Raw genomic sequence first — 18,828 nt, 5'->3', positions numbered from 1 at the left:
TGAGTGTATTAATTTAGTACGAGAATTAATGAGACTTAATCGTAATAAATGGAAGTATTATTTACGAGGAATGAGAGCTAAATCGCTTGTCCTGTCTGCTTTATAACTATTTTCGTCGCCCCCCCAGCTCTCAACTAGAACAATACAGGGATGAAATAGCCATAGGTCAATATCAAATCCAACAGGGCAAAGCTGAAAATCCAACCGCCCTGGCACAACATCTCCAAGAGTTGCGACAGCAGCGCAATGATTTACAAGACCAATATTTACCTATCGGTTCTAGCTTTAACTTTGAGCAATTCCGGAAAACTCTAGAAAAAAACACTGCTATTGTTGAGTTTTATATTAGCTTTGATCGCTTTTTAACTTTCATTTTTACTCGCCACAGCCAACAGCCTCTAGTTTTGTCATCTTCTACTGATCAATTATATGCCTTGATAGATTGGACAACTGCTTATCTGGATGATTATTACGACCAACCACAAGACTGGAGGAATCCACTAACTTCAAGACTCCAGAAGCTAGCAGAGATTCTGAATTTTAACAAAATTCTCCAGCAATTACCCAAAGACTGCAATCAACTGATCCTCATCCCCCATCAGTATCTACATCTATTCCCCTTGCACGCCTTACCCCTTCCTGAAAATCCAGGTAAATTGCTATTTAATCGTTTCTCCCAAGGAGTTCGTTATTCTCCCAGTTGCCAATTACTCCAACTTGTCCAAACCAGAAAACGCCCGGACTTTACCCACCTGTTTGCCGTTCAAAACCCCACGGGTGACTTAAGTTACGCTAACATCGGAGTAGAAGTGATTAAAAGCTACTTCAATCCAGCGGATACAGAGGTTCTTGGGGAGCATCCCATTTTGGAAACAATATTACCCAAAGCAACGATATTTCAAGGGTTTCAGCCCCCTAAAAAGAGCTAACGTGCCAAATTGGGATGCTCCCGGTTCTTGTGGAAAACGCTGCCACCAAAGCTGCCATAGATAGCAAACCTCTCAACACTTACCACTGTGTCCATTTTAGCTGTCACGGTTACTTTAATCTTAACCAGCCTCAGAAATCCGCCTTAATCCTGGCAGATGCGTACCTCAACTCTGCACCGGCTGAACTAAATCCAGAACAACATCTAGTTTTGGATGACGGTGAAGTAATTGACTTACACAAATGCCTCACCTTAGATGCCATCTTTGCCCTTAAATCACAACAGAAATTAGCACAATGTCGCCTTGTCACCCTTTCTGCTTGCGAAACAGGATTAATCGACTTTGATAACACCAGCGATGAATACATTGGTTTACCCAGTGGTTTCTTAGTTGCCGGAAGTCCAGCAGTAGTTAGTAGCCTATGGAAGGTAGAGGAGGTTTCTACAGCGTTGTTGATGATTAAATTTTATCAGAATCTGCTAAACCAGATGTCCTTAGCAGTTGCGCTGAATCAAGCCCAACTCTGGCTGCGGGATGCCACTGTACAGGACTTGCGAAATTGGGCTGAACAGTTAACTAAACAGTTGACTTTGGAGAATAACTTTAAGGAAGAAGTGGAGGAAGAAATAGAGTTATTTAAAAATGACTACAAACCCTTTTATTCTCCTTATTATTGGGCGGCTTACTGCGCCATTGGAGAATCATATATTTAGTTAAGTAAACAAAAAAAAATATGAAATTTAAAAAAATTATCCAAGTTTTTCCGCAAGTACTCAAAACTCACTCTGAAAAGTTTGAACTTGAAGACTTGCAAGACTTAGACCAAGTTTTAGCAGCTTTAGACACTCAAACAGAAGGCGAATTAGTTAATTTACTCAAAAATTGGTTCCAAAACCATACAAAAGTTACAGAAACTATACGCAAATTTGCTCAAACTACTCAGGAATTAAAGAAGTCACCCGAGCCTCCGCCTAATTCCGAAGCAAGTATTCTTCAAAACCTATTTGAACTGCGACAAACCAACCAAGAAATTATTAAAGCTAAAACTAATCAAGACAAGAGTAAGCAATCAAAACAAGGGTAAGCATTGAGCTATCAGCTATCAGCTATCAGCTATCAGCTATCAGCTATCAGCTATCAGCTATCAGCTATCAGCTAATGCGCTACGCGAACAGCTATTGAATAAAATAATCTGAAGGCTGACGGCTGACGGCTGACGGCTGACAGCTGAATAGCTACTAAAAATGTCAAACAATGACTTATAAAATCTACGCACCTAATATTCATCTCTTTGCCTTCCATCTTAGGAATCTATCTAGTAGTGATTCCCAAGCAGACACCGACTATGACAGCAAACTACTTTGGCACAAGTACGATCAGATTTGTGCTAAATTCCAAATTCAACAGAAGCTAGACCTGAGAGACGTTGCAGAAGGTTCCCGCATTGCTTTACTAAAAGGAGCCACCAAGGATAATATTCTCTTACCTTTGGAGGGTAAATTATCTCTCAATCATGGCAAAAGAATAAAAATTACTGGTCAAGCTTGTCCACTCCAGATCTATGATAGTTATGCTCTTGGTTTAAATATTCGGATTCCTGAAGTTGAGAATAATCAGAAAACTGAAGACGTAGACCTGACTGTATTCAAGGATTTTAATCCAGACCAGTGCTTTCTTCCCAGTAACATTAACAGTTCCCTAGGACAAATTCTGTTACTAACTGCTTGGCTACCCCAGAAGCAGCAGCAAGATTCCCATGTATGGAAAGAGATAGCTGATCAGTGTGTGCAGAATTTTCTTGGGGAAAACGATCAGGATAACTGTCCACCGCTTTATCAAGAAGGTCAATTATTTGGTAGTCCGATTTTTGAATATGGCATTCCTGATCAATCTCAAGACTATGGCAAAATTTTTGTTTGGCTATTTTTAGGAGAAGATATCAATGGCAACTATGCTGCCCGAGCGGAGGAAAATTTTTGCTGGTTTTATCAATACTTTATTGATTTATTTTTTGATCGCCAAAAAGTAATTAAAGCTTATCAAATCAGCAGGGAAGTGTATAGTGATGCTTACCAAGGATATCAAGACATTAAACAAATTATCAATGAAACGATAGATCACAGGCTAGAAGCCTGTGCCACGACTCAAAGTCAAGATAATCAGAGGTCATTATCTGATGATGACCTGTTGGAGTTTAAGAAGAAGCTGAGAATACTGCCGAAGCTAGACTTGAACTATTCAGACTGGCTGAGACAGTTAGAAAGCTATAGCTTGACAATGAAGATTAATGCTCACAATTATTCCGAAAAGCTTCAACAAATTAAAGCAAAATTACCAAAGGATGAAGATTTAAGCTTTTTGTCAGTATTTGAGCATAAAATCAGCCCTACTTATCAAAATCAAATTCAAATAAACTTAAGCTATTTTGCCCATAGCTCCGCACTGTTAGACAAAGCGATTTCCTCAATCAGAGGTATTGTGGAAATTGAACAAGCAGAACGCGATCGCGCTTTGGAAAAAGCCCTCAGAGATAAGGAAGAGGCTGATCGAGCCCGAGACAAACAAGCTGAGAAACAGGAGAAAAGACTACAACTTTGGATCACCTTCGTCGGTACTGGCCTAGCGGTCAGTGGTATTTCTTCCCAAACCGACGCTAAACAACCTCTAGAAGCCATCCTGATCGAACTAGACCGGAAGGGATCCTTAGATTGCCCTGAAGCTGGATTCTACCCTTGCTTGAGTTACAGTGTAGTGTTTGTGGTATTTCATATTTTGATTGGTGTTGGAGTTGGTGCGATCGCTGCGTTTATTTTGGATCGAATTATCAATCGGCGGTCAAAATGACTGCTGATAGCCTCCAATTCTAACTAAAAACTTTGCTGAGGATTTCAACAGAAGGGTCAACGGTCAGCTGATTTTATTAAAAAGCTGATAGCTGATAGCTGATAGCTTATGATAATAAGTTAATCGGATTTAATATCATGTGTTATTTGTCTTTATCTTCAGAGCCACAGTTTATTGAGTCGAGCTTGGCAGCAAATTCCAGAGCACCTTTAATACTATTGATATTGCCCTCAATCCGTGCAATTTGAATCTCAGTCAGTAACTCACCAATTTTAGAACTAGGGGATAACTTAAGGGATTTGATTAAATCTTTACCAGTAACTAGTGGTGTCGGATGGGCAACCTGGTCATTGGGATTCAAATAGTGCTCAATCAACGGTGCTATAGTATCCACAGCCATACCCCTGGCAACTGCCAAAAGCGCTACCACAGGAAAGACAGCTCCAACGTTAAGAAAGAAGAAATACTGCTCCCGTAATGGGATATCCTTGGCAGTAGTATAAGACAGCAGTTGGGGCAAATGTTGGATTGCCCTGACTACTATCCGAGTCTGAACACGAGAGTACTTTAGAGCTAACAGCTGTTGTTCAGCAACTGCTGGTATTGATGATAATAAATTTGCTAGCTTAGCCAGATTTAGCAACGATAAAGAATGCTTAGTCACCTGTAATTTCAATTCCACCCCAAGCTTAGGCCAGGTTTCTGCCAGTACCACAGCGGATTGGTCAACTGCTGCCATGTGCTCTAAACCCTCAGCCGTGGCATCAGGCAGCCATGGTCGTAACACATTATCCTCCCAGGCGGCTTTTAGCCAAGGTACACCCTGAGGTGACTTGAGGAGATAGCCCAATTCTGTCCGTACCCGTTCTGCTGCGATTTTGCTCAATAACGGTGCTAGCTTTCTAATCACTGACTGGGTGGCTGGGTCAATCTGAAAACCCAACTGAGCGGCTTGTCGATAACCCCGCAGTAATCGTAATGGGTCTTTTTGTAAGTTTTCTGGTGACACCATCCGGATTATGCCTTTACGGCAATCCAAGATACCCTGTAATGGATCAATGAATTCCTTGGTGTGGGGATTAAATGCGATCGCATTAATCGTATAATCCCGCCTATGTAAGTCAGCCTCTAAGCTATCCCCGTCCTGTTGAGCAAAGTCAACTGTTGCGTTGCCAAACACTACCCTAGCTATTTGACGCTGGGCATCCAACACCACAAATCCGGCCTTATAACGTCTTGCTAGCTTGCTGGCTGACCGTACTGCTTTAGTGGGTAAAACAAAGTCTAAGTCTTGGGTTACCGACTGTCGGTTGATCACAGCATCCCTAACCGCACCACCCACCAAGCAAGCGTCAGAAGGGAGTAACTCCCAGTTAAACGGCCAATTTTGGGGTGATAGAGCAGTTTGATAATTAGTCATTAGTCATTTTCTGAAATCTCAGAATGAATACTATATATCAATATGTGCTAAAATCGAATAGAGAACATCGCAACTTCGGAATCGGAAACAGAAATTTTTTGGAAAATAAAGTAGCAAACAAAGTAGCTAATAGTTAACTATTTTATCCTATAAGCTACTCAAGAAATGTCTGGTTTGAGCTATGCTAAAATAAAGGAATTGGAGTTTAAGCAATGTGTATTTGCATTAACTGCCACTACGTAGACCGCTGTACTACATACCATGCTGTGGAAACCCAGCATCAGGTACCTCACCTGACGGAATCTCCCAACTTTGAAGCGGTTGAGCCCACCATCAATGTCAATATCCGTTCTACTGAAGATATAATCGAAATGGAATGGGACGTTGTGGGGTGTAATAGCTTTAAGCAGGAAACTGGGAAGTGGGCAAAGCTTCGTCCTGGTGAGCTGGTACCAACCTGATATCTTTGTGAATTTTAGCTACTCTGGCGAGAAGCTCCACTATGCACCTAATATCAGCATGGGATTAATCGCCAGTCAAGTTTTAATTTTACTGAGCAAGCTTTTGATAAAAGCTCGGATTGCTTCTGTTTGTGTTTGTCCAGTATTTTCTATAATACTGCTTTAATTGACACAAAAGAGACGATCGAGCCAAGATATTAAAAAGGATTAATTTTTGTAACGCTGGATGTCTTTTGAGCTTTTATCGTTGGAAACGGTCCAGAACATAGCTAACGACTATGGCTACTGGGCAGTTTTTTTTGGGATTGCCCTGGAAAACGCTGGGGTACCCATACCGGGAGAAACCATTACCCTGGTAGGTGGCTTCCTCGCAGGTAGCGGCGAACTCAATTATTGGGTAGTCCTATGCTCTGCGATCGCTGGTGCTGTCCTAGGAGATAACTGTGGTTACTGGATTGGGAAAATCGGTGGTTGGCCATTACTAGTGCGAATTGGGGGTTTAGTCCGGATCACAGAAGCACAACTGACAGAGGCTAAAACCGAATTTCGTAAGAACGCTGCTAAGGCAGTTTTTTTTGGTCGATTTGTGGCAGTACTGCGGATCTTTGCTGGTCCAATGGCAGGGATTGTTCAGATGCCTTACCCGAAATTTCTCTTATGCAATTTCGCTGGTGCTACGATCTGGGCATCAGTGATGGTAAGTTTATCCTACTTTTGCGGACGCTTGATACCTCTGGAACTATTAATCTCTTCGGTATCTAAATTTGCGATTGTTGCTCTGATCTTGGTGATTGGCTCGATTGTTGTTCCTAAATGGTTGGAGTCTCGTAGACAGAAATTGGAGATCGGGGATTAATTGAGATTGGCTAAGGGCAATCGGTAATTGGTAGTTAAGGATTACCTTAGCCAATTACCGTAACCCAAAATTACTAACTCCTGGTTTTTGCTGACCACACCCGAGTCGGTAATCCCCACAAGTAGATGAAACCTTCAGCCGCCTTGTGGTCAAACTGGTCTTCCGAGGTGTAGGTAGCCAGTTCCGGAGTGTAGAGAGAATTCTCTGACTGACGCCCTACAATTATGGCATTACCCTTGAACAGTTTAACCTTGACTGTACCGGATACCCGCTCCTGGGTTTTTTGAATGAAAGCATCCAAAGCCTCCTTAAGAGGACTATACCACAAGCCTTTGTAGACCATTTGACTGTAGGTGTCTTCAAGCCCTCGCTTGTACTGGGTAACATCAGCAGTCAAGGTCAGACTTTCCAAGTCACGATGAGCTTGGATCAACACCGATAGGGCTGGTGTTTCGTAAATTTCTCGGCTTTTGATACCGACTACCCGGTTCTCAACCATGTCAATCCGTCCCACACCATGATTGCCAGCCAACTCGTTCAGTTGACTAATAAAAGTCACGGGGTCAAGGAGATTACCGTTAAGAATAGTGGGGACACCCCGCTCAAAGCCAATTTCAATATATTCTGGCTCATCTGGCGTATTTGCGATCGCTTTTGTCATGGCATAAACTTCCTCTGGTGGTTCTACCATCGGATCTTCAAGCACCCCCGCTTCAATACTGCGCCCTAGCAGGTTACGGTCAATGCTGTAGGGGGAAGACTTTTTGACTGGTGAGGGAATACCAAAGCGCTCACCATATGCGATCGAGTCTTCACGAGAGAACCCCCACTCCCTAGCTGGTGCCAATATTTTCAAGTTGGGGTTAAGGGCGATAATCGACACATCAAAACGCACCTGGTCATTGCCCTTACCGGTACAACCATGAGCTACCGCATCTGCACCATATTTTTCAGCAGTTTCCACCAATAATTTAGCAATCAGGGGACGAGCCAGAGCAGTAGAGAGGGGATAGCGACTTTCATAAAGAGCATTAGCCTGAATTGCTGGAAACGCATAGTCCTTGACAAAGCTGTAGGTAGCATCAGCAACCAAGGATTCTGTTGCCCCAGCGTCCAAAGCTTTTTGTCTGATTGGTTCTAATTCATCTCCCTGACCTAAATTTGCGGCTAGGGTGATCACCTCTTTGACTCCCCATTCTTCTTTAAGATAAGGGATACAAACCGAAGTATCTACGCCACCGGAATATGCTAGAACAACTTTTTCAGCACGGCTCATGATAGTTTCACCCTGTGGAAAACAACAAAATATCTATTCTATCCACATATTTCCAGAATATGGTTGCTGAATTGCCACAAAACTCTAATCGTAATCCGCCTCAACAGTATCAATCCAAGCCAAACTAGTGCCTGGATAATAGTTGCCTAAAATTTCTTGATACGTGTAACCCTGCTTAGCCAAGTCACGAGCTCCGGTTTGACTCATACCCTGACCACCAAATACATTTTTGACAATATGGTCAGAAGCCGCGTACAAGGATTCTACCACCCCACCTTTGTAACTTAGAAAAATGCCGCGAGTTTCTTGAACTGCCTGAGCCGTGGTGTTCCACTCATATTTGATTCCTTTGTAAACTTGCCAACGCTGAGTGTTTCCCAAATCATAGAATTTACTAGCGGGTCGAATCGCATGAACCAAAGCATAGGAGCGAGCAGCAATGGCTTGTGCTTTGAGAGCTGCCATTGGCCAACTAGGATACACTTCCGCTCCCACCACCGAAGTCAGGTAAAGCTCAAGGTCAACGTAGTTTACTGCCAAGATGCTATCTCCCTTAGAAATCAATAGCAAATCCCCTCGATACCACCGGTTTCCTACTAATACATACCCTCCATTTGTGGGCTTCACCCAAAGCCCTGCGGGGGTCTTATAGTTACCAATTTGAATATAGTCCCCTAATGGTTTAACATTACTTCCCTGATTGGCGGTTAGTTTACCCAGGGGCTGACCCCTAGCATCCAGCAACTCACCCGGTGTTGAGGTAGCCACTACCAGAGACTTAACACCATTAGCTACAGCAACTCGCATTTCTAGGATCGGAGCATCATTCAATGGCTTTGCTGCTGGTTGCTGATTTTTGGTAGCCGCTTCAGACTGGCTGGGCGGCTGGTTGTTGTGATTAGAAGACTCAGTCTTGGCTGATTTATCCGATTTATCCTGGGATTTATCCTTGGTAGTAGCAGTAGCTTGTTTCGTGCCCTGGTTGCTAGCGGTTGATGCTTGGGTAGCTTTAGTTTGGGCTAGGGTTGGTGAGGGTGGTGAGTTAGAAGCAGTAGAATTCTCATCCTTGGGGGTAGGAGATTGGGATGGTTTTGGATCTGTGGCGGTAGAGGTTAGTTCGGATGTGGGAGTCTCCTCGTTGTTAGCCAGCCCATCCGATTCAGGGGAAACTTGATCTGGGGAATTTGGAGCAGAAGAGGTTGAGGAAGATGTTTCTAACTCAGAGCCAGGTGACAGAGATTTCGCTAAGACTAAAGGTACAGATAGGGCAATTGAAAATAGGGCAATTGACCACAACACTGATTTCTTCATTCGTAAGTAAAATTAAACACTTGCTTCACCGGCTATTCCAATATACAACTTAGCATTGCTATTGGGATTCTGAATACTGTTGTGCTGACCTTAAACGTGCCGAAAGGACGGAATGAAGTTTGTTAGGAACGACTTCCCAATTAATTTCGGTGTATGTTTTCCAAAGTCGATCGGCTTCTTTCTTTGACAATTGGGCAAAATCTCGCAAAAAGGGATAGTCTATCCCTTTTTGCAAGCACATGTACCCAGCCAAGCGGCACTCTTCATGGGAAGGCACACATTCCCAAGCCACTTTGTCCCGATCGAGTAGGTTTTCGAAGTGTGTTCTGTTCTCTGGGATCTTAAAGAGGCTGATTTGAGAGCCGACAACCTCTTGAGCAAACTCTTCATCAAAATAAGCACACATCATCAAGTAGCAAAAACAACATTTAGGGCAACGGTTGCACCAAGGTTTACCGTAGTTGCAAGAATGTGTCGCTTTCATCAGCTGAGGATGCTGAGCCACAATGGCATAGATCGAGATGTCGTACAGTCCGCGAAGCGTACTGAAAAAGCCTTCAAACCAATGGCAATTCGTGATCTGTGTAAATATCTGCTTGGCCTTTTGTTGGTATTAAACACTTTTGCACCATTGGTGATTAATGGGATTACCATCCCAGTCGGCCATGCTGTTATCGGCGGATCGTTCGATATTGAACCATACTTTGGTATATTGATGGTAAAGGATGACAGGAAAGTAACCAATATAATTGGCGGTATGTCCCACTATAAAGTCAATTTTATTGTATTTAGCTTCTACCCCCATCGCTTCGAAAACGTGATCAGGGCAACTAAAGAAATTATCTTCAATCTTAACCTTAATTGTCTTGCTTTCTGGCGGGGCTGCCGCTTCTTTCAGCCGCTGAAGCAAGGCTTCCTGTAGCGCAATGCTGCTCTTGGCGATTGGCACATAGCCCTCATACATGTCGAATGGCACACCAGCTTCCCTCAGTAACAACATGCCAGCCAGGGTATCCTTACCGCCACCATTGGTTAACAAGCTGCTCTTGCGTGGTGGCGGCGAGACTTCGGCACGGGGATACTGAGCCTGTGGAGGTGCAGTCGAGCCGTCACACTCAATCTGGGAAATGGGTTCTTGTACCACGAGCTTCGGATAAGTCGGTGATGGATAGCGCAATTGATTCAGATAGCGCCATTCGCCGAGTTGTTTACGAAAGCAATCAGTCCACAACTCACGAACGGTCGCACTGCATTGCAACCCTTCACAAAGAACAACCTTCTCGCCCCCCAGTGCCAAAAATCGCATACATTCCCATGCCACAAGTGCCCCCAACAGTTCAGGCTCAATGCTCTGATCATACCGCTCCCATAAGGCATCCCAAGAGGGAATAGATTGATAGGTTATGTGTGAAAAAAATGACCGCCCCGCAATCTCAAGGTCGATATGCAGCGTAGCAGGCTGTGAGTGTAACGTCACGCCACGAACATGCACATCAAACTTCGATGAGGAAGTGAGAGATTTAGGATGAGTCAGTTTTATAATTGCCATATTTTAACCGATATGTTGTCAAAGGGCGAAAGCGCCTAACTTCTTACCCTTATCCCCTCCTTATTGTGTTAAAGAAGGGGAGAAAGGGCGATTCCTGACAACCTGATGAAGCTGTTATTTGCAGAAAGCCTGAAATAAAAGATCAGGATCAAAAGAATTTTCGATTTGTGGGTTTACCGTCAAAAAACCGATTTGAGCCTTTCTGTAATAAATTGCAGGGGGTAATTCTGTGCTGGGGTTATAGGCACTGAGGTGTGACTTAGAACTCCCATAATTTCCCTCCCGATTCCACACACTATCAACGCCCGACAGATTACCATAATCCCCTAGCTGATTACAAATCGACTTTTCATCCACAGGGTTACTAGACACTAAACCCAGGAAAGCACCATCAGCTCCCACCAAGTAAGCACGACCATCAAGTTCAAACAGTGTTTGGGCAAGACTGCGACTGGCCAAACAGTTACCGAACACCAGGGAGATACCTAACATCAAACCAATCTGTTGGGTAACAGAAACTCTGCTCATGGTTAACCTAGATTTTAGTAAATCAGAAATATTTATTCCTCTAGGATTCCCATCAGACTCCGTCAAGGAACACCTGGCTAAAAATTTCTATCCAAAAGCAGAAGCAGATGGAGGATTAATAAGGTAAGGGCTAGTTAACAGTCAAGCTTTGATCCCCCCAAAGATCGGCAGGCGGTCAACCTACCCTACGGGAACGCCAAAGGCGAACAACCTTGGGCTTTCGGCCACGCTACGCGAACAACCTTAAACCTTGGGCTTTCGGCCACGCTACGCGAACAACCTTAAACCTTGGGCTTTCGGCCACGCTACGCGAACAACCTTAAACCTTGGGCTTTCGGCCACGCTACGCGAACAACCTTAAACCCTCAACCTTCAACCCTCAACCTTCAACCCTCAACCTTCAACCCTCAACCTTCAACCCTCAACCCACCCTACTTCGGACGCCAAGGGCGAACAACCTTCAACAATGAGTTACTTTCTTCCAGTCAGCCAATAGGTGATCATCTCTCCTTTGCCCTTAACATTAATAATCCCTCGCTCTTCAAACAAATACTTGTCTCGTAAACGCTCGTAAGTGTTAGCAGTAACTTGAATTCTCCCAGGTTCCCCTTGAGAGTCCATCCGAGATGCCACATTAACCGCATCGCCCCACAAATCATAAATGAACTTCTGGATACCGATCACCCCAGCTACCACAGGACCAGTGTTAATCCCGATGCGCAGGCGGAATGGTTCCCCATCATGCCGCTGGAAACGACTAATTTCCTGTTGGAGATCCAATGCCATGTTTGCGATCGCTTCTGGATGGTCATCCCTAGGGTTTGGTAGACCACCAACCACCATGTAGGCATCTCCAATGGTCTTAATTTTCTCTAATCCATGGTGCTGCGCTAGTTGGTCAAAGCTTGAGAAAATTTGATTAAGTAGATTAACCAATTCTGTGGGAGAGATGCGAGCAGAAAGCTTGGTAAACTCCACAATATCAGCAAACAGAATTGTTACTTCCTCAAAGCGATTCGCAATAGCTTTTGGCTCTTGTTTTAATCGTTGGGCGATGGAGTGAGGTAAAATATTCAACAACAAGTGTTCCGACTTTTCTTGTTCAGCTCTCAGTGCTGCTTCTGCCTGTTTGCCCTTGGTAATGTCGGCTACAGTGCCTTCGTAGTATAGTAGTTTCCCTTGAGTATCACGCACAACACGAGCATTCTGAGACGTCCAGATGATTTGGCCATCTTGTCGATAAACCCGAGCTTCAAAATCAGAGATAGCACCATGCTCCTCAACCGCAGCAATAAACTCAGCATAGCTGTTGGGGTTGACATAGAGTTGCTGTTCAATATCGGTCACTTTAGCCACTATTTCTTCTGGGCAAGAGTAGCCATACATCCGAGCTAAAGCTGGATTGACACTCAGGTACTGCCCATCCGATGTAATCTGAAAAATCCCCTCAGCGGCATTTTCAAAGATGCTACGATACTTCTCTTCAGCTTCCTGAAGTGCATCTAGAACCCGTTTGCGCTCTGTAATATTACGAGCGACCCAAATCACACAATTGTTTGGCAGGGGTGAGACACTCGCAGCAAACCACACCTGGGAATTATCACCTCTAAAGTGTGAAGTATGAAAGGGTTTTTCAGTTTGCTCCACTAGCTTTTGGCCATTGAATTCCGAAAATTTTTCATAATCGGATGAATTGTGATAATATTTGTTAGTGTGATGCCCTATATTCTTGGAATCGAAGTCCGAAAGTTTGTGGCCATTCAAGTCTGAGTTAGAACTAATTTCATCCTTAATACTTCCTACTTGATAATTTCCTATAGGTAAGCTGTATTCTATATTCAGGGTTTGTTTAGTATCTAAGACTTGCCGGATATGGGTGACAAAAAGTTCAGCTTGCTTGGGGGGAAAAACCTCGTAGACACTCTTACCAAGTAGTTCGGTCGTTGGACTATATAAAACTTCAGAATTGGTGGAGACTACTTTCATGTATCGTCCTTGAGCATCAAAAACGGTAATCACATCGGTCATCGCCCCAAATAGCACCCGCAACTCAGCTTCGGATTTACGTAGTGCTGCTTCGATGTGTTTGCGCTCTACAATCTCAATCCGTAGTTGATGATTGGCGTCCCGTAGTGCTGCTGTCCGTTGCTCCACTCGGGTTTCTAACACTTCATTGGCTCTTTGCAAGGCTTCCTGAGCTTGCTTACGCTCAGAGATGTCTTCCACAGTACCTTCGTAATAGAGCAGATTGCGATGCTCATCTTTAATGGCACGGGCATTTTCGCAAATCCAAGTCAAACTGCCATCCTGGCGATAGACTTGGGACTCGAAATCCACTAAGGTACCATTTTCTTCCAACAACTGGATGAATTGGGAGCGACGGTTCGGATCAACATAAAGTTCCTGCTCAATATTCGTGACAGTATTAATTAATACTTCTGGGGACTCATAACCATAGATGCGAGCTAAGGCTGGGTTAGCACTGAGGTAACGTCCTGAGGGGGTGGTTTGGAAGATGCCTTCTACAGCATTTTCAAAAATATTGCGATATTTCGCTTCAGCTTGCCTCAGGGCTTCTTCAGCTTGCCGACGCTCGGTAATATCAATCCCAATAGTGAAAGCAGCTGAGCCTTGATGGTACTTCTGGGCAACAATCACATAATTGTGCTTTTTGTGATTAACAATAGCCGAAACCTCTCGGCAAGCATCTTGTTCTGGGCTGGCAAAAAACTCCTTGACAAAGTCATTAAACTCTGAGCTAGCCTGAAGAAAGCCAATGTCTTGACCCACAAACCCCTCTGAGGACAAGTTAAATGTTTTGGCTAAATGGCGATTCACACCCAAGTAGCGCAAATCCGAACTAATCCAAGAGACAATTCCCGGTACTGCCTCCAACACGGCCTGTAACTGATCTTTGGTCTTGCGCAGGTCATCAAGAGCCTGCTGACGTTCGGTAATATCAATCCCAACGGTGAAAGCGGCTGAGCCTTGATGGTACTTCTGGGCAACAATTACATAGTTTCGCTTTTCGTCATTAACAATAGCAAAAACCTCTCGGCAAGCATCTTGCTCTGGGCTAGCAAAAAACTCCTTGACAAAGTCATTAAACTCTGAGCTAGCCTGAAGAAACCCAATGTCTTGACCCACAAACCCCTCTGAGGACAAGTTAAAAGTTTTGGCTAAATGGCGATTCACACCCAAGTAGCGCAAATCCGAACTAATCCAAGAGACAATCCCTGGTACCGCTTCCAACACTGCCTGTAACTGATCTTTAGCTGCCCTGAGTTCTTCTTGAGCTTGCTCACGCTCTCGCACCTCCATCATAAGCTGAGCATTAGATGCTTTTAAGTCAGCTGTGCGTTGTTCAACCTTGAGCTCCAGCTCATCGAAGGCTTTCTGGAGTTCTGCTTCAATTCGTCGCCGCTCAACTATTTCATGTTTCAACTGTTCCGTTGCCATTTCTAATGCTTGTGCATTGGTCTCTAGATACCTAGCTTTTTCAATCCATTGAGCAACCTCAGCCAATAATTCAATCACCACATTTGTGCTGTAGGGTTCGATCAATGGTGTGGCCCTAGCCGACCCATTGTATTGGTGAGTTCGTGCATCTGAGGCACAGTTACAGGTTTCAACCCCTAACCAGGGTAGGGGTTTAATCGGACGTTCACTGGTAAACAGAATTTCAAATTGTCCAGTCGGCAAAATCCGTCCAATCCGGCATTCTTTGCCAATATGGTGATTGGGTTCGATTTGGATTAATCCTCCCGGAGCATCAAATTTCTGACCATAAGCTGCCACCCTTACCCGGTCTACCTCAAATGATTGAGCGGATTCCACGGCTTGTTTCCAGAGGTAAACCTGAGCATAGGCAGCTTCAATGGGGTCACTAGTCACTCGGTTAGCTCCGTAACGACGCTGAAAATTCTGGACAAACCGTTGATTATTAGGAGTGTCCAGACTCTGGAAATAGCTCCAGCTGGCATAATGTCCCGCCGCTGTATCCCCTATCCTTTGCAGTTCCGCCTCAGCCACACTCACTGCCATAATCGGAATCTGATCAGCTGTAATTCCAGAGGATTTGTACTGGCGATAGAAGGCTACATTACTGTCACCATTAAGGGTGTTGAAGACCACATCTGGTCGAACTTGTTTAATTTTGGTGATCACCTCACCCATATCTTGAGTGCCTAGAGGAATGTAATCTTCCTCAACCACTGTTCCCCCCAGTTGTTTCAGTTGCGCTTTAATAATCTTGTTGGCAGTCAGGGGGAAAATATAGTCGCTACCGATCAGATAAAATCGCTTACCGTAATTTTTCACCAGCCAGTTCACCGCTGGCTCAATTTGTTGATTTGGACAAGACCCGGTATAAAAAATATTTGGGGAACATTCCAGACCCTCATATTGTAGGGGGTACCATAGCAGAGAATTTAACACCTCAAATACGGGCAAAACTGCTTTACGAGAAGCAGACGTCCAGCAGCCAAAGACTGTGGCTACCTGATCCTCTTGAATCAGTTTTCTGGCCTTGCTCTCAAATTCCGCTGACTTCGATGCCCCATCCTCAACGATCGGTTTGATATATTGACCAAGAACTCCTCCGGTTTGGTTAATTTCTGCGATCGCCATCAGCTCAGCTTCCACCAGGGCGGCTTCGCTAATTGCCATAGTTCCCCTTAAGGAATGCAATATACCAACTCGCATACAGGGGTTATCAGTGTTGAAACTTGGCATTGCTTAAATTCCTGCAATATTTATTTGCAAATCTTTAACTTTTAAGCACCCATCAGCCTCTCACGGTTCTTTTCCTCAGCAACCGCAGGCGACGTGACCTACTATTAAATAATCAATGTTATATAAGCGCGAATCTAGCGAGCACCCTGATTAAGTCAGGATAAAACCGTTTTAGGGGAGGAATTTCCGTGGGGGTAAAGGAAATATTTTCGAGTCAACCCGTTAACTATTTACACAAACCACTATTACTTAGACTCGAATATGCCTTGGTTTCTGGGGCAGTTGTGGTCATAGAAGTAAAATTTAGATAATCAAGATAAAATTGGCAAAATTTAGGAAAAATTTCGAAAGTTTAGTGGTAATTTCCACCTTTCTTTCCCTCCCACCATTTACCTCTTCCCGATTAAGTCAATTACACTGCACCTCAACCAATTAGTACAACAATAGTATAAGTAACTTAAAATTTACTGTGAACTCAATATATTTCAACATAACGACTATACCTGAGGGTGTGACATGAGCCCTGAAAAGCTTACTAGATAAGCCTTTGATTCCAATTCTCTTAGAAAAGATAAACTCCCAAATTGACCCTCCTGTGATTTAATGGCAAGCTCAAACCCTTATAACTACATCCAAGGTCAGCCCAAAACAGCATGTATCTTTTTGTAACACATCGGCTGAAAATATTACCCAGTAAGGATTTCAGCTTGCATGTCACCCCCTCAGCGACTATACAATTGTTTACAAAGCCATGATGTCTGTTTGAATATAGCGGTTTTTAATCTAGTAAGGTACAAGTTTTTGGGTTTTAGGGAGCAGGTACTGAGGCCGTAGGCCACTGGTTGCTGGTTCGGAGCAGGGACTTCGGAAGAGGGAAGAGGTAAAAAAAAATGTGTACCTCATGAGGATAAAAAGCGCTATACTATCACTGAAAAAAATTTTGGCGTCGCTGATAAAGGTTAACTCATCCCACCACTCAAGTAGTGAAATTTTGAGTCATTAGTATTGAGTTATAGTGGTTCTCATATTAATCAATGCAAAGGTATCTAAATTATAGAAGCCTTACTCAAAAGCGATGCAGTAGCCTCACGGGGAGGCAATGCGGTCTTGGGGGTTCCCCCGGAGACGAAACCTTAGAGAGGGTCGCCTTTAATGTCAGTAGGTTATGCAGAAAAGGGTTAAATATTTTTTAATAAGGCCACCCTCTCTTACGGTAACTTCAAGGCCTGCCGACGCGGGGCGCGTTCAAACCATGAGCAACTGCCGTGGTTTGCCCCACTCGCGCTTTGCATCAAAAGGTGCGACCCGTAGCGAATTAAATTCTTAATGCGGGAACGAAGTTACCGTAAGAAGAGGGTCGCCTTTATGGGTTACTGGCTATACGTAAAAGGGTTAAAACTTTTGTAATAAGGCGACCCTCTTCAAGGTTTCGTCTCCGGAAAGCGCACCTAACAAAGATTTAAAAATTTCTAAGCAAAAATACTAATCGTATGACTCTCATATCCAGTAGGCATTTCAAAATAAGATGCGAATACCGCTGTCATATTAATGAGGTAGACAGGATTTTTTACCTGATCCGAAGTTCCCTCTTCTGAGTTCCCTGCCACCCTTAATAAGGTAGGGTGGATTCGAGTTCCCTAAAATCTCAAACTTGTGTACCTCACCTATTTGATAAATGCTATATACTACGCCTTAGTTTTTGACAAATGACAAATGACAAATAGCTAATTACAGAAATGGAAACGGAAACGTCACCTTCTGCGGTAGTCTAGAACAAGTAAATTGATCTGCCTTGTAGAAATTGACAGCCCTATGACCTCTACCGTTACCAGTCCTGCCCGGACAATTCGCATCGGTTCTCGGAAAAGCCAACTTGCTCTGATTCAGACTTACTGGGTACAAGAGCAACTGAAAAAGCATTTTCCAGATCGAGAGTTTGAAGTCCAGACCATGAGTACCCACGGAGATAAAATCCTGGATGTGGCTTTATCTAAGATTGGGGATAAAGGGTTATTCACTAAGGAACTGGAATTGGGAATGCTTAGGGATGAGATCGATTTTGCAGTGCATTCCCTCAAAGACTTGCCAACCAGATTGCCAGAAGGGTTAGTGTTAGGGTGCGTCACAGAACGGGAGAACCCCGCCGATGCTTTAGTAATGCACCAAAAGCACCAAGATAAACAGATAGAAACGTTGCCAGAAGGCTCGATCATTGGAACCTCCTCCCTCAGACGGCTGGCTCAGCTGCGCTACCATTTTCCCCATCTGAGTTTTAAAGATGTCAGAGGTAACCTAAACACCAGACTGGCCAAACTGGATGCTGGTGACTACGATGCACTAATTTTAGCAGTAGCTGGGCTAAAACGACTGGACATGAGCGATCGCATTCACCAAATTTTACCACCAGAGATATCACTCCATGCTGTGGGACAAGGGGCTTTGGGAATTGAATGCCGTGAGGATGATCAAGAAGTCTTAGAACTGCTCAATGCGATCGCACATCCCCCCACTGCTCAACGCTGTTACGCGGAACGGTCATTATTAAGGGCGCTCGAAGGTGGCTGTCAAGTTCCCATCGGTGTAGACACTCAGTTGGAAGGCAATACCCTAACCCTAACAGCTATAGTGGCTAGTGTGGATGGGCAAAAACTTGTCAAAGATACCATTCAAGGGGAGCAGAGTCAGGCAGAAAATTTGGGACTCGAACTTGCCGAACAGCTCAAAAAACAAGGAGCACAAGAGATTTTGGCTGAAATTTTGGCTCAAATCGAGCGGGAATAGGAATATAGCTGAAAAGTCAATTCAATTCCTGTGCCAAGCGTTATAGATTTTATAATTTTCCTGATCCGCTTTCAGTGTAGGAAAAGGCTAAGGAAAAGGTTTTTTAAGCCATAGCCTTTTTCTTTTCCCGTAGAATTTT

At 44.0% G+C, this 18,828-nt stretch carries 16 protein-coding genes; 9 read left to right on the top strand and 7 right to left on the bottom strand.

Features of this window, described 5'->3' with window-relative positions; genetic code table 11:
- The first annotated feature begins 86 nt into the window (after positions 1-86).
- The 4 genes from F6K64_RS33590 to F6K64_RS33575 all read left to right on the top strand — a co-directional run bounded on the left by F6K64_RS33590 (position 87) and on the right by F6K64_RS33575 (position 3,773).
- Entirely contained in the window at positions 87-929 is an 843-nt protein-coding gene (locus F6K64_RS33590; protein ID WP_287267623.1) for a CHAT domain-containing protein, read from the top strand.
- A gap of 14 nt (positions 930-943) precedes the next feature.
- Entirely contained in the window at positions 944-1,642 is a 699-nt protein-coding gene (locus F6K64_RS33585; RefSeq protein WP_287249249.1) for a CHAT domain-containing protein, read from the top strand.
- 20 nt (positions 1,643-1,662) lie between these two features.
- Positions 1,663-2,013 carry a hypothetical protein gene (locus tag F6K64_RS33580; protein WP_287249247.1) on the top strand — a complete coding sequence of 117 codons (351 nt, stop codon included), beginning with the start codon at positions 1,663-1,665 and terminating at the stop codon, positions 2,011-2,013.
- 170 nt (positions 2,014-2,183) lie between these two features.
- Complete coding sequence (locus tag F6K64_RS33575) at positions 2,184-3,773, top strand: hypothetical protein (protein ID WP_287267621.1); 1,590 nt, start codon at positions 2,184-2,186, stop codon at positions 3,771-3,773.
- A 142-nt stretch (positions 3,774-3,915) separates the two neighbouring features.
- On the opposite strand, the gene F6K64_RS33570 is transcribed toward F6K64_RS33575, so the two are convergent.
- The gene (locus tag F6K64_RS33570) at positions 3,916-5,193 is read right to left on the bottom strand and encodes a tRNA nucleotidyltransferase/poly(A) polymerase-related protein (RefSeq protein WP_008180908.1); all 1,278 of its coding nucleotides are present in this window, start codon (positions 5,191-5,193) and stop codon (positions 3,916-3,918) included.
- A 212-nt stretch (positions 5,194-5,405) separates the two neighbouring features.
- On the opposite strand from F6K64_RS33570, the gene F6K64_RS33565 reads away from it, so the two are divergent.
- Together F6K64_RS33565 and F6K64_RS33560 are read left to right on the top strand one after the other, a co-directional pair.
- Entirely contained in the window at positions 5,406-5,654 is a 249-nt protein-coding gene (locus F6K64_RS33565) for a Ycf34 family protein (RefSeq protein WP_044492409.1), read from the top strand.
- Between the two features lie 226 nt (positions 5,655-5,880).
- Positions 5,881-6,510, top strand: coding sequence for a DedA family protein (locus F6K64_RS33560; RefSeq protein ID WP_287249241.1), 630 nt, complete (start codon positions 5,881-5,883; stop codon positions 6,508-6,510).
- Between the two features lie 73 nt (positions 6,511-6,583).
- Here the strand turns inward: F6K64_RS33560 and F6K64_RS33555 are convergent, their stop codons facing one another.
- The 5 genes from F6K64_RS33555 to F6K64_RS33535 all read right to left on the bottom strand — a co-directional run bounded on the left by F6K64_RS33555 (position 6,584) and on the right by F6K64_RS33535 (position 11,174).
- Complete coding sequence (locus F6K64_RS33555; RefSeq protein WP_008180902.1) at positions 6,584-7,786, bottom strand: argininosuccinate synthase; 1,203 nt, start codon at positions 7,784-7,786, stop codon at positions 6,584-6,586.
- Positions 7,787-7,870: 84 nt separating this feature from the next.
- Entirely contained in the window at positions 7,871-9,097 is a 1,227-nt protein-coding gene (locus F6K64_RS33550; RefSeq protein WP_287249238.1) for a SpoIID/LytB domain-containing protein, read from the bottom strand.
- 58 nt (positions 9,098-9,155) lie between these two features.
- Entirely contained in the window at positions 9,156-9,581 is a 426-nt protein-coding gene (locus F6K64_RS33545; protein ID WP_131826947.1) for a MurL C-terminal domain-containing protein, read from the bottom strand.
- A gap of 129 nt (positions 9,582-9,710) precedes the next feature.
- Positions 9,711-10,646: a hypothetical protein gene (locus F6K64_RS33540; RefSeq protein ID WP_008180897.1), complete on the bottom strand. Its 936-nt coding sequence runs from the start codon at positions 10,644-10,646 to the stop codon at positions 9,711-9,713.
- 114 nt (positions 10,647-10,760) lie between these two features.
- Positions 10,761-11,174 (bottom strand): hypothetical protein, encoded by a 414-nt coding sequence (locus F6K64_RS33535; protein ID WP_008180895.1) that lies wholly within the window; start codon positions 11,172-11,174, stop codon positions 10,761-10,763.
- Between F6K64_RS33535 and F6K64_RS33530 the strand changes: the two genes are divergently transcribed.
- Positions 11,173-11,301 (top strand): hypothetical protein, encoded by a 129-nt coding sequence (locus F6K64_RS33530; protein WP_008180894.1) that lies wholly within the window; start codon positions 11,173-11,175, stop codon positions 11,299-11,301. The two genes, F6K64_RS33535 and F6K64_RS33530, sit on opposite strands and share 2 nt — an antisense overlap.
- Before the next feature lie 199 nt (positions 11,302-11,500).
- The gene (locus F6K64_RS33525; protein WP_193374690.1) at positions 11,501-11,644 is read left to right on the top strand and encodes a hypothetical protein; all 144 of its coding nucleotides are present in this window, start codon (positions 11,501-11,503) and stop codon (positions 11,642-11,644) included.
- A 1-nt stretch (position 11,645) separates the two neighbouring features.
- Here the strand turns inward: F6K64_RS33525 and urtA are convergent, their stop codons facing one another.
- Entirely contained in the window at positions 11,646-15,908 is a 4,263-nt protein-coding gene (gene urtA, locus F6K64_RS33520) for an urea ABC transporter substrate-binding protein (RefSeq protein ID WP_287249231.1), read from the bottom strand.
- Positions 15,909-17,720: 1,812 nt separating this feature from the next.
- Here urtA and hemC point away from each other — a divergent pair.
- The gene (gene hemC / locus F6K64_RS33515) at positions 17,721-18,689 is read left to right on the top strand and encodes a hydroxymethylbilane synthase (RefSeq protein ID WP_287249229.1); all 969 of its coding nucleotides are present in this window, start codon (positions 17,721-17,723) and stop codon (positions 18,687-18,689) included.
- The last annotated feature ends 139 nt before the right edge of the window (positions 18,690-18,828 follow it).

The sequence above is a fragment of the Moorena sp. SIO3A2 genome, from assembly GCF_010672265.1.
Taxonomy (GTDB): domain Bacteria; phylum Cyanobacteriota; class Cyanobacteriia; order Cyanobacteriales; family Coleofasciculaceae; genus Moorena; species Moorena producens.
The sequence above is the reverse complement of the archived record's forward strand: the minus strand, read 5'-3'. Positions and strand labels throughout refer to the sequence as shown.

What these genes read in the sequence shown, in the direction of transcription:
- F6K64_RS33575 (WP_287267621.1), top strand. Translation starts at nt 2,184, where the DNA reads ATGACTTATAAAATCTACGCACCTAATATTCATCTCTTTGCCTTCCAT.
- F6K64_RS33535 (WP_008180895.1), bottom strand. Translation starts at nt 11,174, where the DNA reads ATGAGCAGAGTTTCTGTTACCCAACAGATTGGTTTGATGTTAGGTATC.
- F6K64_RS33545 (WP_131826947.1), bottom strand. Translation starts at nt 9,581, where the DNA reads ATGAAAGCGACACATTCTTGCAACTACGGTAAACCTTGGTGCAACCGT.
- F6K64_RS33580 (WP_287249247.1), top strand. Translation starts at nt 1,663, where the DNA reads ATGAAATTTAAAAAAATTATCCAAGTTTTTCCGCAAGTACTCAAAACT.
- F6K64_RS33565 (WP_044492409.1), top strand. Translation starts at nt 5,406, where the DNA reads ATGTGTATTTGCATTAACTGCCACTACGTAGACCGCTGTACTACATAC.
- F6K64_RS33585 (WP_287249249.1), top strand. Translation starts at nt 944, where the DNA reads ATGCTCCCGGTTCTTGTGGAAAACGCTGCCACCAAAGCTGCCATAGAT.
- F6K64_RS33570 (WP_008180908.1), bottom strand. Translation starts at nt 5,193, where the DNA reads ATGACTAATTATCAAACTGCTCTATCACCCCAAAATTGGCCGTTTAAC.
- F6K64_RS33555 (WP_008180902.1), bottom strand. Translation starts at nt 7,786, where the DNA reads ATGAGCCGTGCTGAAAAAGTTGTTCTAGCATATTCCGGTGGCGTAGAT.
- F6K64_RS33560 (WP_287249241.1), top strand. Translation starts at nt 5,881, where the DNA reads ATGTCTTTTGAGCTTTTATCGTTGGAAACGGTCCAGAACATAGCTAAC.
- F6K64_RS33530 (WP_008180894.1), top strand. Translation starts at nt 11,173, where the DNA reads ATGGTTAACCTAGATTTTAGTAAATCAGAAATATTTATTCCTCTAGGA.
- hemC (WP_287249229.1), top strand. Translation starts at nt 17,721, where the DNA reads ATGACCTCTACCGTTACCAGTCCTGCCCGGACAATTCGCATCGGTTCT.
- urtA (WP_287249231.1), bottom strand. Translation starts at nt 15,908, where the DNA reads ATGCCAAGTTTCAACACTGATAACCCCTGTATGCGAGTTGGTATATTG.
- F6K64_RS33540 (WP_008180897.1), bottom strand. Translation starts at nt 10,646, where the DNA reads ATGGCAATTATAAAACTGACTCATCCTAAATCTCTCACTTCCTCATCG.
- F6K64_RS33550 (WP_287249238.1), bottom strand. Translation starts at nt 9,097, where the DNA reads ATGAAGAAATCAGTGTTGTGGTCAATTGCCCTATTTTCAATTGCCCTA.